The 13,451-nt window shown below is 72.8% G+C and carries 15 protein-coding genes; 6 read left to right on the top strand and 9 right to left on the bottom strand.

The genetic code is table 11. The features are described 5' to 3' along the window. Positions 1-301: 301 nt before the first annotated feature. From ACFWJO_RS16130 to ACFWJO_RS16115, 4 genes are read right to left on the bottom strand one after another with little or no spacing between them, the layout of a single operon-like run. The gene (locus ACFWJO_RS16130) at positions 302-1,264 is read right to left on the bottom strand and encodes an alpha/beta hydrolase (RefSeq protein WP_386865483.1); all 963 of its coding nucleotides are present in this window, start codon (positions 1,262-1,264) and stop codon (positions 302-304) included. Further along, positions 1,261-1,686 carry a hypothetical protein gene (locus ACFWJO_RS16125; RefSeq protein ID WP_386865481.1) on the bottom strand — a complete coding sequence of 142 codons (426 nt, stop codon included), beginning with the start codon at positions 1,684-1,686 and terminating at the stop codon, positions 1,261-1,263. The genes ACFWJO_RS16130 and ACFWJO_RS16125 overlap by 4 nt, the downstream gene beginning before the upstream one ends. Positions 1,687-1,691: 5 nt before the next feature. Continuing rightward, positions 1,692-1,967, bottom strand: a complete 276-nt coding sequence (locus ACFWJO_RS16120; protein WP_386865479.1) for a DUF397 domain-containing protein — start codon at positions 1,965-1,967, stop codon at positions 1,692-1,694. Continuing rightward, positions 1,936-2,775 carry a Scr1 family TA system antitoxin-like transcriptional regulator gene (locus ACFWJO_RS16115; RefSeq protein ID WP_386865478.1) on the bottom strand — a complete coding sequence of 280 codons (840 nt, stop codon included), beginning with the start codon at positions 2,773-2,775 and terminating at the stop codon, positions 1,936-1,938. The genes ACFWJO_RS16120 and ACFWJO_RS16115 overlap by 32 nt, the downstream gene beginning before the upstream one ends. A 200-nt stretch (positions 2,776-2,975) precedes the next feature. Here ACFWJO_RS16115 and ACFWJO_RS16110 point away from each other — a divergent pair, with 200 nt between their 5' ends. Then, positions 2,976-3,284, top strand: coding sequence for an ATP-binding protein (locus ACFWJO_RS16110; protein WP_386865476.1), 309 nt, complete (start codon positions 2,976-2,978; stop codon positions 3,282-3,284). A 14-nt stretch (positions 3,285-3,298) separates the two neighbouring features. On the opposite strand, the gene ACFWJO_RS16105 is transcribed toward ACFWJO_RS16110, so the two are convergent. Continuing rightward, positions 3,299-4,429, bottom strand: a complete 1,131-nt coding sequence (locus ACFWJO_RS16105) for a hypothetical protein (protein WP_386865474.1) — start codon at positions 4,427-4,429, stop codon at positions 3,299-3,301. Continuing rightward, positions 4,426-5,466: a hypothetical protein gene (locus ACFWJO_RS16100; RefSeq protein ID WP_386865472.1), complete on the bottom strand. Its 1,041-nt coding sequence runs from the start codon at positions 5,464-5,466 to the stop codon at positions 4,426-4,428. Before ACFWJO_RS16100 ends, ACFWJO_RS16105 begins: the two co-directional genes overlap by 4 nt. Positions 5,467-5,603: 137 nt before the next feature. Between ACFWJO_RS16100 and ACFWJO_RS16095 the strand changes: the two genes are divergently transcribed. After that, entirely contained in the window at positions 5,604-6,242 is a 639-nt protein-coding gene (locus ACFWJO_RS16095) for a class I SAM-dependent methyltransferase (RefSeq protein ID WP_386865471.1), read from the top strand. Here the strand turns inward: ACFWJO_RS16095 and ACFWJO_RS16090 are convergent. After that, positions 6,239-7,162 carry an alpha/beta fold hydrolase gene (locus ACFWJO_RS16090; RefSeq protein ID WP_386865469.1) on the bottom strand — a complete coding sequence of 308 codons (924 nt, stop codon included), beginning with the start codon at positions 7,160-7,162 and terminating at the stop codon, positions 6,239-6,241. The genes ACFWJO_RS16095 and ACFWJO_RS16090 overlap by 4 nt on opposite strands. 131 nt (positions 7,163-7,293) lie before the next feature. On the opposite strand from ACFWJO_RS16090, the gene ACFWJO_RS16085 reads away from it, so the two are divergent. Next, complete coding sequence (locus ACFWJO_RS16085; protein ID WP_386865467.1) at positions 7,294-7,836, top strand: PadR family transcriptional regulator; 543 nt, start codon at positions 7,294-7,296, stop codon at positions 7,834-7,836. Positions 7,837-7,953: 117 nt separating this feature from the next. Here ACFWJO_RS16085 and ACFWJO_RS16080 read toward each other — a convergent pair whose 3' ends face one another. Continuing rightward, positions 7,954-9,543 carry a hypothetical protein gene (locus ACFWJO_RS16080; protein WP_386865465.1) on the bottom strand — a complete coding sequence of 530 codons (1,590 nt, stop codon included), beginning with the start codon at positions 9,541-9,543 and terminating at the stop codon, positions 7,954-7,956. Between the two features lie 285 nt (positions 9,544-9,828). Here ACFWJO_RS16080 and ACFWJO_RS16075 point away from each other — a divergent pair, with 285 nt between their 5' ends. The 3 genes from ACFWJO_RS16075 (at position 9,829) to ACFWJO_RS16065 (ending at position 12,784) form a co-directional block, all read left to right on the top strand. Next, positions 9,829-10,686: an N-acetylmuramoyl-L-alanine amidase gene (locus ACFWJO_RS16075; protein WP_386865463.1), complete on the top strand. Its 858-nt coding sequence runs from the start codon at positions 9,829-9,831 to the stop codon at positions 10,684-10,686. 103 nt (positions 10,687-10,789) lie between these two features. Next, positions 10,790-11,653 (top strand): DUF5336 domain-containing protein, encoded by an 864-nt coding sequence (locus ACFWJO_RS16070; protein ID WP_386865461.1) that lies wholly within the window; start codon positions 10,790-10,792, stop codon positions 11,651-11,653. 120 nt (positions 11,654-11,773) lie between these two features. Then, positions 11,774-12,784, top strand: coding sequence for an LLM class F420-dependent oxidoreductase (locus ACFWJO_RS16065; protein WP_386865459.1), 1,011 nt, complete (start codon positions 11,774-11,776; stop codon positions 12,782-12,784). 15 nt (positions 12,785-12,799) lie between these two features. Here the strand turns inward: ACFWJO_RS16065 and ACFWJO_RS16060 are convergent, their stop codons facing one another. After that, positions 12,800-13,366 carry a hypothetical protein gene (locus ACFWJO_RS16060; RefSeq protein ID WP_386865457.1) on the bottom strand — a complete coding sequence of 189 codons (567 nt, stop codon included), beginning with the start codon at positions 13,364-13,366 and terminating at the stop codon, positions 12,800-12,802. Positions 13,367-13,451 lie beyond the last annotated feature (85 nt).

Below are 13,451 nucleotides of genomic sequence, written 5' to 3'. Positions count from 1 at the left end.
GCTGGAGGTCTCGCCAAAGCACAGCCTGGCGAGACCTCTGCTGTTTTGGTGGAATGATCAGCCGACTACGGCTGCTACAGGGCGACAGAATTTTCGTCCTGGCCGCCGTGCGCATGACACAGGATTACCGCCCTTCGGGCGGTCCTTCTAGGACCGGCTGCACGGGCTTGTCTTGAACAGATCCGTCACACTGAAATACCGCCAAACTCCTCATTGCCGGATGCACGCTGAATCACACGCTGCCCAATTTGTGGAAGATCATGGCGGCCAGAGGCATCGAGACGCATGCCAGGGAAGGGCGCTAGGCGCCCAGGAGGCGGCGGAGCCAGTGGGTGCGGGTGGTGCGGGCGTCGGTGGTGAGGGGGGCGTGGCGGGCGAGGCCGTCGAAGCCGTGGCAGGCGCCCGGGACGACGTGGAGTTCGGCCTGGCCGCCGGACTGCCAGATCCGGTTCGCGTACGCCACGCCCTCGTCGCGGAACATCTCCGCCGAGCCGACCTCCACGTACGCCGGAGGCAGCCCGGACAGGTCCGTCGCGCGGGCCGGTGCCGCGTACGGCGGGACGTCGGCCGCTCCGGGCTCGTAACGCTCCCCCAGATACGCCCGCCAGATCGTCGCGTGCGACGTCAGGTCCCACACGTCCACGCCCGACATCTGGCGCGCGGAGTACGTCTCCAGGCTGTCGTCCAGCATCGGGGAGAGGAGCAGTTGGCCGAGCGCGGCCGGGCCGCCGCGGTCCCGCGCGAGGAGCGCCAGCGCCGCGGCGAGCCCGCCGCCCGCGCTCTTGCCTCCGATGACGATGCGGCCCGGGTCGACGCGTAGTTCCTCGGCGTGCCCCGCCGCCCAGACCAGGCCCTCGTACGCGTCCTCCAGCGCCGCCGGGTACGGCGCCTCCGGCGCGAGCCGGTACTCGACCGAGAGGACGGCCAGCCCCAGCGGCTCCGCCCATTCACGCAGGACCGTCGGCAGCACGGACCAGGCATTGCCCATCACCATCGCGCCGCCGTGCAGGTAGTAGAGCAGCGGCAGCGGCCCGTCGAGCCCTGCCGGCCGCGCGCTCACCAGCGTCACGTCTCCCACGCGTAGCTCTTCCACCTCGAAGCGCCCGCCCGCCCGCAGCTCCCCGGCCGTCGGCCGGGGCCGCGAGGCGGCGTCCCTCGCCCGGCGCTCGGCCAGGTTCTCCGGCGTGACCGGCTCCCGCCAGTCCGTTCCCAAGGCGTCGACAGCGGCGGCCACTTCGGGGTCGAACGGTGTCGGTCCGCTCATCGGGCCTCCCGCCGTGCGCGCACCGCGTGGACAACCGCCGCGCCCGTCGCCGCGATCCCCGTGACGCCCAGGAGCAGCAGCGCGGGGTTGACCCAGCCGGGGACGATCTCCTCGCCCTTGCAGACCAGGCTGACCGGCAGCGCGCTGGAGGAGTCGGGCAGCACCTTCGAACCCGCGTTGAACCAGCACGCGTCCTCAGGGAAGAGGAACGGCATGTACGACAGTCCGTACGCGTGGACGGCGCCGCCCGCGAGGAAGGCGAGTACGGCGACGGCGGCCGCCAGCCTGGCGGGCGAAGGCCGCCGCCAGGGCCGCCGCCCCGGCCGGTCGGCCCTACGGCTCCGTGACCATCCGACGACCGTGGCCCCCGCCCAGGCCGTCAGGGCCACGACGAGGACCACCATCCCGAAGAGGGTCGCCACGGCGGTCAGCGCCGCCCGATCAGACCCTCCGCGGCGGCCGTCACGAAGGCCGTGAAGGCCACCGGGGAGGCGAGGAAGACGGGGCCGGTGGGGTTCTTGGAGTCCCGGACGGCGATGTGGGCGGCGAGGTCGGCGACCTCGATGCAGTCGCCGCCGCTGGGGCCGCTGAAGGATGACTTACGCCAGGCGGCGGTGCCGAGCGGCGCGCATTCGATGCACTCGCCGCCGTCGGAGCCGCTGTAGGACGACTTACGCCACCGCAGTTCCTGGCTGGTGCCCATACCGTTCCTCCATCACGCGTGCGATCAGCGCCGCCGAGTCCTCCCGCGAGAGGGCTGAGGCTTGCAGCCGAGCGTAACCGACGGAACGTTCCCTGATCACTTGCGGATTGGCCGTCATGTGGCCCCCGCCGTAGACCGGCGCGTAGAAGAGGTCCGGGTCGTCGTCGAAGCGCAAGAGGGTGAACGAACCCATCAGCGCCGAGTGCTGGCCGGCCGCGAACGGCAGCACCTGCACCTGGATCCACGGGTGGTCGCGGAAGGTCAACAGGTGAGCGAGTTGGTTTCGCATGATCTCCGGGCTGCCGATCTGCCGGTGCAGCACAGCCTCGTCGAGCACGACGCACAACACGGGCGGCTGCTCGCGGCCCAGAATGCGCTGGCGTTCCATCCGCGCCGCCACCATCTCGTCGACCCTGTCCGGGTTTTCGACGCCGAGCACCGCGCGGGCGTACTCCTCCGTCTGGAGCAGGCCGTAGACCAACTGCGCCTGGTACGTCGAAATGTACGTCGCCCGCGCCTCCATCTCCGCGTACGGCTGGAACCACGTCGGCAGCTGGCTCTTCAGCACCAGCCCCACCAGCCGTGAGAACAGCCCGCCCGTCATCAGCGCCGCGTCGACCCGTTCCGAGAACTCCCGTGTCGGGACCTTCCGCGCCGTCTCGATCTGGCCAACCAGCGAGCCGGTGCAGAACAGAATTGCCCCCAACTGGTCCTGGTTGAGTTTTGCCTCCTCCCTCAACCGGCGTAATTCCGAGCCGTAGTAGTCCAGCGGCGAGGCGCTCGGATCGAGGTTGCGGATGTTGGCCACGGCGGGTCACCCCCAGGCTCACGCCCGAGCTGACGCGTGCGGGCGTTGCTTCCAGTCCGTAGCCGAGCGTAACGGGAGCGCTCCATCCTGGTGGCGTGAATCACACAACAGACCTCCACCCTGCGGAAGTTACCCACAGCTACCGCATGGGCTTCACCGTCGGTGAGCACTCCGCCGGTCACATGCGTCGCATCCTCCGCATGTTCCTCACGCGTTGGCGGCTCGACCACCTCGTCGACGCCTCCACCCTCGCGCTCACCGAGCTCGTCGCGAACGTCGTCCGACACGTTCCCGGCCGCCGGTGCACCGTCCTCATCCTCCGGGAGCCGTTCGGGCTGCGCGTGGAGGTCTCGGACGGCGTGCCGGGCACGGTGATCGCCAAGGCGGCCGATCCGCTCGCCGAGAGCGGGCGCGGCCTGGCGCTCGTCGAGGCCGTGACCGACCGCTGGGGGTGCACGGAGACGGCCGGCGGGAAGACGGTGTGGTTCGAGTGCGACACCGACACGTAGAGGACGGCGCGGGGTCAGGTACGCGAGGCGTTCGCCTCCAGCTTCTCCGGCCCGCAGCCGATGCGCTCCGCCTCGGCCGCCACGTACGCGGGCAGCAGCTCACGGGTGAGCCGGCCCGCGTCGTCGTAGAGGGGCCGGTCCTGCTCCACCATGAACAGCACCCGTCCGGTCTGGCACTCCGCCTGGTACACCGCCCGGGTCTCGCTCACCCTCCCGTACCCCTTGGTGCCCTTGACCCCCGACCCGCGGTAGAGCACGTCCTTCACGAACACGTCGGTCAGCCCGCGGTCGACCACCGTCGTCAGCCGCACCGTGGCCCCCAGACTCCGGTAACCCGCCTCGCACACGCGCGCCGGGCCGCCGTCGCCGCTCGACCTGGACCAGGTCAGCGACTCGCGGGTACCGGTCGGCGCCTTCAGCCCCTTGATCCCGCAGAAGGAAGTGGCGGAGACGGGGCCCCGCTTGGGAAGGGCGGGCAGGCGGTCCGGGGTGCGGTAGGTGCCGGAGCAGCCGAAGTCGCGCATGACGCCGTTGGCCGCGGCGACGACCGCGCGGGTCAGGGCGGCGCGGTCCTCGTCCTGGTACTCCCACTCGATCTCCAGCGCGGCCCCCACCGAGACGTCGACCACGGTCGCCGCCTCGTTGTCGCCGACCGGGCCCGTGCAGCTCTCCGGCAGGGCCAGCCAGGCCCGTTCGGCGGAGGTCATGCCGGGCAGGCCCTCGCCGAGCGGGACCATCCGGGACGTGAGGAACTCCTGGGGCCACCCGTGAGCGTCGGTGCCGTAGAGGCCGTCGAGGCGGTGGACGCCGACGTTCAGCCGGCGCCTGATCCGGTCGTCCTTGTAGCTGGTGATCCGGCACTCGCCGTACGTCAGGCCCCGAGCGCGGCCGTCGCTCTCCAAGGCCTGCTCCTCGACCTTGGTCTCGCGGTCGCCGAACAGCGCCTTCATCGTTCCCTCGTCGAAGGAGTCCCAGCAGGGAGCGTGGCCGCTCACCAGGGGCAGCGTGTCGGTGCGCCAGGCGACGGTCCCGGCGCCGAGCAGTGCGCCGACGACGGCGGCGACGGTCGCGGTCCGGGCGGTACGGCTCCGCAGCAGGCGGCGCAGGCGGGACGGCGCGGGCGTCTCGTTCGTGTCGTCGGTCATCGTGCCTCTCCCCCGGTCGCGCAGCCGATGCGCTTGCTCACGGACGTGACGAAGTTCTGGAACACCCGCCGGTCGTCCGGCTGTCCGTGTCCCTGCAGACCCGGCCGGATGTCTCCGTAGAAGACCGTTTCCCGCCCGTCGCACGTGGCGCGCACCAGCCCCTTGTCGGCGCCCTGGGGCAGGCCCGCGAACAGCGCGACCAGGCGCGGCTCGCCCGCCATCACGAACTGGGCGGCGGGTTCGGCGGGAAGCCGGCGGGCGCCGTACCACGCCGAGCAGGTCTGGAGCCGGTCCCCGACCGTGCCCACCTGCTGCTCGTAGTTGGCGCTCCTGTCGTAGGTGAAGGTCACGCCCGGTATCCGGCACAGGGGTGTGTCGGCGATGGAGCTCCGCTCCGCGACCTTCACCATCGGGGAGGTGATGCGCAGCGACTGCTCCGGCGCGCAACCCGCCTTCTCCATGAGCAGGTTGGCCGCGTCGACGAGCAGGCGGCCGACAGCCGACCGTGACCCCATGGTGAAGTCCTCGGTCCGGACCGTCACCGCCACCGGCCTGCCGTCCGCGCCGTCCCCGTCCCCCGCGTCACAGGCTGCGGGCAGGACGAGCATGCCCCGGTCACCCGCGACGAGGCCCGGGAGGCCGTCGGGCAGCGGGGACGCGGAGCCGTGGAGGTACTCGGAGATCCACCGGCGGCGTTCCTCGGCCCCGGCGGGCACGGCCCCGTACTCCAGCGTGACCTTGCCCGCGTCGTCTCCGTCGTCGGGCGAGGCCACCTCCACCGTGCAGGTGGCGTGCGGCCGGTCGGGGGCGGGCGGCGCGGACTCCGTGGAGCGCCGCTCGGCGCCGGACTCGGCGAGGGCCTCCTCGCCGAGGAAGTCCGCGCCGCTGTTCTCCTGCCAGGCACCCCAGCAGTAGCTGTCCCGGAACGGCCCGGTGTCCGTGGCCCAGAGCCCGATGCCCGCGCCCGAGGCGATCATCGCGCCCGCGATCACGACGGCGAGCACTCCTCGCCGCCGTTTCCGCCTGTCACCGTCCACGCCGTTCCCCCTTGCGAAGCATCCATGCCAAAGCAAACGCCCCGATGCTACGGCCCCGGGGGCTCCGGGTGGGACGCGGGGCGGGGCATGGGGCACGATGGGCGCCCACACGTCGTACCCACCAGTAGGAGTGGTCCATGGCCGCCACGGAGCCCAGCCCCGAGATTCTCGCCGCCTTCGAGGCGGCCAAGGGCTTCATGCCCGTCAAGGAGGGGCTGGCCCTGTACGAGGCCGCCGCCGAGGCCGCGAAGCTGGGTCTTCCGCTCCTGGAGGTCGGTACGTACTGCGGGCGCTCGACGATCCTGCTCGCGGACGTGGCGCGGCAGGCGGGCACGGTGGCGGTGACCGTCGACCACCACCGGGGCAGCGAGGAGCAGCAGCCGGGGTGGGAGTACCACGACCCGACGGTGGTCGACCCGGAGGTCGGCGTGATGGACACGCTGCCGACCTTCCGCCGGACGCTGCGGAAGGCCGGTCTCGAGGAGCACGTGATCGCGGTCGTCGGCCGCTCCCCGCAGGTCGCGCGGGTGTGGGCCGGGCAGCTGGGCTTCGTGTTCGTCGACGGCGGGCACACGGACGAGCACGCCACGAACGACTACGAGGGCTGGGCCCCGAAGGTCGCGCCGGGCGGCGTCCTCGTCATCCACGACGTCTTCCCGAACCCGGAGGACGGCGGGCAGGCCCCGTACCGCATCTACCTCCGGGCCCTGGAGTCCGGCGAGTTCGAGGAGATCTCGGTCACCGACTCCCTCCGCGTCCTGCGCCGCCGCTCCTAGACGGAGGCGCAAGCCCGCTCCTGTACGGGGGCGCAAGCCCGCTCCTGGACGGGGGCTCCCGTCGCGCCCGTGCCCGCGACCGCGCGCGTGAAGGCGTCGGGGGCGTCGAACATGATGTTGTGCCCGGCGCCGGGGACGGTCACCACCTCCACACCGGCGGCCACGAGGCCGTCGGCGCCGGGGAGTTCGCCGCTGAGCCCGCCCTGGAGGTAGACCCGCTCGGCGCGGGACTCCCGGAACATGTCCCGCATCACGGGCTCGGTGCCCCGCACCAGACCCGCGGCCGTGCGGTACAGCGCGAGCGGGTCCGCCAGGCGCATGGTCGCCGCCCAGGTGGGGCCGACGCGCTCCAGGACGCGGGCGAAGCCGCCGCCCGTGACGAACTCCTCCTCCGTGTACGAGGCGATGCCGCTGCTGCCCGCCGTGGGCGGGGGGAACGGGTCGAGGTTGCCCTCGGTGACGACCAGGCGGCCCACCAGGTCCGGCCGACGGTGGGCGAGGACGATGGCGACCGCGCCGCCCATGCTGTGCCCCGCGATCACACCGCCGCGCACGCCCGCCTCGTCGAGCGCGGCGGCCAGCGCGTCCGCGTGGTCCTCCAGGGTGTAGCCGAAGTCGGCGGGCCGGTCGCTGATGCCGTGCCCCGGCAGGTCGACGAAGAGGATCCTGCGGCCCGCGAGCTCCGGGCGGGCCGCGATGTGGGCGTGGTAGACGGTCGAGGCGGCACCGAGGCCGTGCACGAACACGGTCGCCGGCCTCCCGCCCGCCCCCACCGGGTCCGTGCCCGCCCCACCCGGGCCCGCCTCACCCTGGCCACGCGTGCCCGCCCCGCCCGGGCCCGTCCCCTCCCGGCTCTCCTCGCCCCGCGCCTCGGTCCACCGGATCATGCTGCCCCGCGCGTCGAATCGTGCCTCACGCACCGTCCGCTCCCCCTCTTTCCTCCGCCTCGGTCTGCCACCGGCGTGGCGACGGCCCGACCATACATCGCTGACGTAGTACTACGCCACCGATGTACACCGGCGTGCGGCATGAGATGCGGGAGAATGCCCCCATGCTGGAACTGTCGATCCTCGGATTCCTCTACGAAGCCCCTCTGCACGGCTACGAGCTGCGCAAGCGCATCACCGCGCTCACCGGGCACGTCCGCCCGGTCGGCGAGTCCACGCTGTATCCGGCGATCAAGCGCCTGGAGAAGGCCGGGCTCCTGGCCCGCGAGACCCAGCAGGGCCCCGCCGCCGCACCGCGGCACGTCCTCAGCCTCACCGCCGACGGCAGGCGGGAGCTGCGCCGCCGGCTCGCGGAGGCCGAGGGCACCGAGATCACGGACGAGAACCGCTGGTTCACGCTGCTGGCGTTCCTGCGCCACCTGGACGACCCGGCCGCACAGGCGGCCGTCCTGCGGCGCAGGCTGGCGTTCCTCGAGGAGCCCGCGAGCTTCTTCTACGAGGGCGAACGGCCGCTGGCCGCAGAGGAGTTGGATGACCCGTTCCGACGGGGCGTGCTGACCGTGGCCCGGGCCACCAGCACGGCGGAGCTGGCCTGGCTGCGGGCCACGGTCGCCGACCTGGAGGCCCTGGAGGCCGCGCGGCCCTAGGGCGAGAGAGCCCCCAGGGGCCCGTCCGGCACCGGGCGAGCGTGCCGCCGTCCACTATCAGCGGGTCCGGCGGCCCGCGCAAACGCGGGGCGCCGGACCCGTTGCACCGTCGACCTGTCAGCCGAACAGGGAGGTCACGTAGAGGCAGTTGGTGTAGCTGTAGCCCGACTCGATCTTCGCCGTGCTGCCCTTCTTCACCTCCGCCGACGTGCTCGTGCCGTCGCGCTTCTGGAGCATCTGGTAGTTGCCCGGCGGAAGGGTCAGCGTCCGCTTCGGGTACTTCGACGACGGGCCCGAGCAGGCCTTGACCTTGCCGCCCACCGGCAGGATCCCCGGGTACGCCTTGCAGCTGCCGCAGGCCGGGAGGGTGATGCGGCCGGTGACCGGGCCGGTGTAGAGGAGTTCGACCTCGCCCGGGCCGTCGTTGCTCACGACCATGACCATGCCGGAGCCGTCCGACGTGGCGCCCGAGGGGACCTTGTTGCCGGCGGCCGGGGTCTCCTCGGCGATCTCGGCGGCGATCGCGACGTTGCGGGCCTGGGCGGTCTGCGGGCTGTCCGGGTAGGCCTTGACGTAGTCGTTCATCGTCGAGATGGCCTCGGCGTAGTCCTTCTTCTTGAACTGGTCGATGCCGCACGCGAAGTCGCCGCGCTGGATCGACCGGCCGACGTCCCTGCCGAGCGAGGCGAAGGCCGCGCTCGGCAGCGCGTCGACCGTCGTGTCGAAGCGGCGCAGGTCCTCGGTCGCGGCGCAGGGTGCGACGCCGACGGACTTGTCACGGGTGCGCAGGGCCTCGCGGAGGGCCGGCTCGACCTTCTGGGCGAAGGGCGACTGCGGGAAGGTCGTGAGCAGCGCGTTGAGGTGCTCGGCCGAGCTGGTCTCCTGCCCGGCGTTGCCGGCCGTGCCGGTGCCGCACTGGAACCACGACTCCGCCAGCGGCTCGTCGGCCCGGCCGACGACGGTGCCGAGCAGGCCGCGGTCGACCGTCCGCGGCAGGTCGCGCAGGTGCTTGAGGGCCGGGACGGCCTTGCAGTAGTCCTTCTGGCCGTACGGGGCCGAGACCGACGCGTAGTAGGTCTGGAGGCGGTCGGGTACGAGCTTCCCGGCCCGGGACCCGGAGTGCTTCGTGCCGATCCGCTGGTAGGTGTCGAGGGCCGAGCGGTAGCCGGCCTCGGCGCTGGTGAACGCCTGTCCCTCGCCGTCCTTCACCAGCTTGTCGGCCGCGGCGAGCTGCTCCAGGAGCCGCTGCTCCTTCGCCTCGTCGCGGGCCGCGCCGTAGGCGAGGCCGCCGCCGACGGGCACCGCGAACAGCACGAGCGCGAGCGGCACGACCAGGCCCTGGCGGGCCGACGCCCAGGAGGCGAGCGGGGTGCGGCGGGCCCGGCGGGCCGCGTCCAGGGCCGCCAGGATCAGGAAGACGCCGTACGCGACGAGCACGCCGGCCGGGACGCCGTCGGGGTCGGCGGGCAGGGCCGCGACGAGCAGCGCGACCGTGGCCGCCCAGCAGACCACCGCGCCGATCCACTGGCGGAGCAGGACGTATCCGAGGCCGAGACAGGACAGGTTGAGCAGACCCGCGGCCACCGCGCTGGGCCAGGGCTGCGGCGGGAGCGGCGGCGCCGCGGGAGGCACGGCACCGGGCACGGGTCCGGGCATGGCGCCGAGCGCCATCGTCGGCGTGCCGGGCGGCGGCACCGCGTCGTACACCGGCGGGTGCGCGGGCGGCGGTGGCGGGAGCTGGGGCGCCTCAGGCGGCTGAGGTGCCTGGGGCTGCTGAGACGGCTGTGCCGGCTGAGGTGCCTGGCCGCCCGTCCACTCCCAAGGTGATGGGTTTCTTCCGGTGGTGCCGTGGTCGTGATCGTCCCCCGCCACAGGTCCCCCCTAGTGGTCGTCATGGTTTTCCCCACTTACCCTTCACCCACCCCTCACACACGTGAGGGCCGTTCGGTTCCGCTACGGGCATTCCGGCTCCGGACCGCCTACAGTCGCGGGGTGCCGTACGACCACCGGAAGCTCCTCGCGCTCGTCCTGCCCCTCGCCCTGCCGCTCGCCCTGACCGCCTGCGGCGGTGCCGCCGGGCCGGCCGCGCCCCAGCAGTCCCGCAGCGCCGACGCCAAGCCCGGGACCAGCGCCGATGCCAGGCCGTCCGCGAGCGCCACCGCCGGCTCCCCCGCGCTTCCGCTCGCCGGGCGGACCGTCGTCATCGACCCCGGGCACAATCCGGGAAACTTCCGGCATTCCACCGAAATCAACAAGAAGGTGGACATCGGTACCACTCGTAAGGAGTGCGACACCACCGGCACCTCCACGAACGCCGGCTACACCGAGGCCGCCTTCACCCTCGATGTTTCACACCGCCTTCGCGACCTCCTCGAGAAGCAGGGCGCCGAGGTGGTCCTCGTCCACGACGCCGAGCGCCCCTACGGGCCCTGCATCGACGAGCGCGCCCGGATCGGCAACGCCGCCGGGGCCGACGCCGTCGTGTCCGTGCACGCGGACGGCTCGGCCACCGGCAACCGGGGCTTCCATGTGATCCTGCCCGCACGGGTGAGCGGCGGTTCGGCCGATACCGCGAAGATCGTGGGCCCGTCCCGTACCCTCGGCGAGGAACTCGTCACGCACTTCGCCCGCGCCACCGGCTCCTCGCCCGCCAACTACATCGGATCCGGTACCGGGTTGGACGTCCGTGACGATCTCGGGGGCCTCAATCTCTCGACCGTTCCCAAGGTCTTCCTCGAATGCGGCAATATGCGTGATCCGAAGGACGCCGCGCTGCTGACCGACGCCGCGTGGCGTCAGAAGGCGGCGCAGGGGATCGCGAACGGCATCGGCGCCTACCTCGAGGGGTAGGACCGGAGGGCGATCGGGCGAACGATAGATTCGCTCCGTACGATGGGGCGCCCCCCGTGCTTCCGCGCCACCCGACGAGACGAACCGACGAAGGACTTCTTACGTGAATATCCGCTCCCTCACCCGAGGCGATGGCGTGTTGATCGGTGCAGCGGTGGTGCTGTTCATCGCCTCGTTCCTCGACGTCTCCGGCTGTGACGCGCCGGACAACATCTGCTCCCAGGTCGAGTCGGCGTTCTCCTGGGAGATGTCGCCGCTCGGCTGGGGCTCCTTCTTCCTCGGCATCGCCGGCGCCGCGCTCGTGGTCCTCTCGCGTGCGCTGCCGCAGCCGCGCAAGGTGGCGGGTCTGGAGCTGGGCCAGGTGGGCGTCGCGTTCGCGATCGCCTCCGCCTGGACGATGCTGATGTGGGTCTTCGAGTCCTCCAACGCCGGCGCCGGCCTGATCCTCGGTGTCATCGCCGCGCTGGTGCTGGCCGCCGCCGCGGTCGCCGGCCCGCTGGTGCCGGCGCTGCAGGGCCCGCTGCTCGGCGCGCCGAGGCCGCAGACCCCGCAGCCGTACGGCATGCAGCCCGGCCAGGGCGGCGTTCCCGGCGGCTACGGCTACCCGGGCGCCCCACAGCAGCCGTACGGTGCCCAGCCCGACCCGTCGCTCGGCGGCCAGCCCTACGGCGCGCAGCCGCAGGCGCACCAGCCGCAGCCGGTCCCGGGTCCGCAGGACGCCGCCGCCCAGCAGCACCAGCAGCCGCAGGCCGCGGCCGCCCCGGCCGGGGACTTCGCCGCGTTCTGGTTCGCGGTCCCGGCCGCCCGTCCGCTGTACGCGGAGGACGGCTCGGCCGCGCCGATCGCCGAGCTCGCTCCCGGCACCTGGTACCTGGCGGTCGAGCAGCGCGGCCAGGCGCTGGTCGCGCAGACGCAGGACGGCCGCCGCGGTGTCCTCCAGGACACCACCGGCATCCAGCGCGGCTGATCGCGGACACGCGCTCCGCACCGACGGCCCCCCGCCCGGATCCCTTCCGGGCGGGGGGCCGTTGCCGTACAGTCCGAGCCTGCGCAGCGACCTGACGTACCGTCAGAAAGGTTCCGTGGCATGCGACTCGGACTCGCCCTCGGCTACTGGGGCCGCGGCCCCTCCCCCGCCCACCTCGCCCTCGCCCGCGAGGCCGAGGAGCTCGGCTACGACTCGGTGTGGACCGCCGAGGCCTGGGGCTCCGACGCCTTCACCGCGCTCACCTGGATCGCCGCCCACACCTCGCGGATCCGGCTCGGCACCGCCGTCGCGCAGATGGCCGCGCGCACGCCGACCGCCACCGCGATGCACGCGCTCACCCTCGACCACCTCTCCGGCGGGCGGATGATGCTCGGCCTGGGGCTGTCCGGGCCGCAGGTCGTGGAGGGCTGGTACGGGCGGCCCTTCCCGCGCTCGCCGCTCACCGCGACCCGCGAGTACGTGGACGTGGTGCGCCAGGTGCTGCGCCGCGAGGCGCCGGTCACGCTCGACGGGCGCTACCACTCCCACCCGTACACCGGTGAGGACGGCACCGGGCTCGGCAGGCCGCTCAGACCGATCACCCACCCGCTGCGCGCCGACCTGCCGGTCCTGCTGGGCGCCGAGGGCCCCAAGAACGTCGCGCAGACGCTGCGCATCGCCGACGGCTGGCTGCCGCTGTACTGGTCCCCGGGCCGCTGGGCCGAGGTCTACGCCCTGCCGGACGCCCTTTCCGGCGCCTTCATGGTGGCGCCGATGGTGCGGGCCCAGGTCTGCGACGACCTCGCCACCGGACTGCTGCCGGTGAAGTACATGCTCGGCTTCTACATCGGCGGCATGGGCCACACGAGCCGCAACTTCCACGCCGACCTGATGGCCCGCATGGGCTACGAGGCCGAGGCCCGGCAGATCCAGGAGCTGTTCGCGTCCGGCCGGCGCGAGGAGGCGGTACGGGCCGTGCCGGACGCCTTCGCCGACGAGATCTCCCTCGTCGGACCGCGCGGGCGGATCGCCGAACGCCTCGCGGAATGGCGCAAGGGCCCGGTGACCGACCTCCTGGTCACGGCACCGGACCCCGTCACGCTGCGGACGCTCGCCGAACTGGTCCTCTGAGGGGCCGCCCGGGCTTCAGCCGCCGCTCAGCTGGGACGCGCTCGGCACCTTGTCGACGACCTCGGCGCCCGCGCTCTTCCCCGCGTCCTTCACGCTGTTGATGATGTTCTCGAAGGAACCGATGTCGCCCTCGGTGGCCTCGCCCTTGCGCAGCTTCGTCCCGAGGTCCTTCAGGGACTCGATCCCGGCGCTCAGCGGCGCCACCGCCTTCGACAGCAGGGCGTCGCCCTTGGCGTTGTTCACGGCCGCCTTGAGGCGGTTGTACGTGAAGGCGCCCGCGAGGCCCGCCTTGACCAGCGCGAAGGTCCGGCCGTCCGCGCCCTTCTTGAACTTGCCCGCGCGGTACGGCTTGACGATCCACTGGTACGTGGCGCCCGCCGCCAGGCCCGCGTTGGCCACGAACCGGGTCTTCGCCAGCTTCTGCTGCTCGAAGCTCGCCGAGGCCGAGGCCGTCGGCGTGGAGTCGGCGCTCGTCGACATGCTCTGCGTGCTGTCGCCGCCGCACGCGGCGGTCGTGGCGAGGAGCGCGCCGGACAGGAAGAGCGCGACGAGGGCGCGGCGCGCGCGTATGAGGCTGGGCACGGTGGAACCTCCCTGGGGTCACTGTGGCGCCAGCCTCGCCCGGGCGCGCGGGGCACGCACCCGGGGTCCGCCAGGGGAGTGAACG

This window comes from Streptomyces sp. NPDC127092, from assembly GCF_042722475.1.
In the GTDB taxonomy this organism is placed as follows: domain Bacteria; phylum Actinomycetota; class Actinomycetes; order Streptomycetales; family Streptomycetaceae; genus Streptomyces.
Note: the sequence above shows the minus strand (reverse complement) of the source record. Positions and strands in the feature narration are given on the sequence as shown.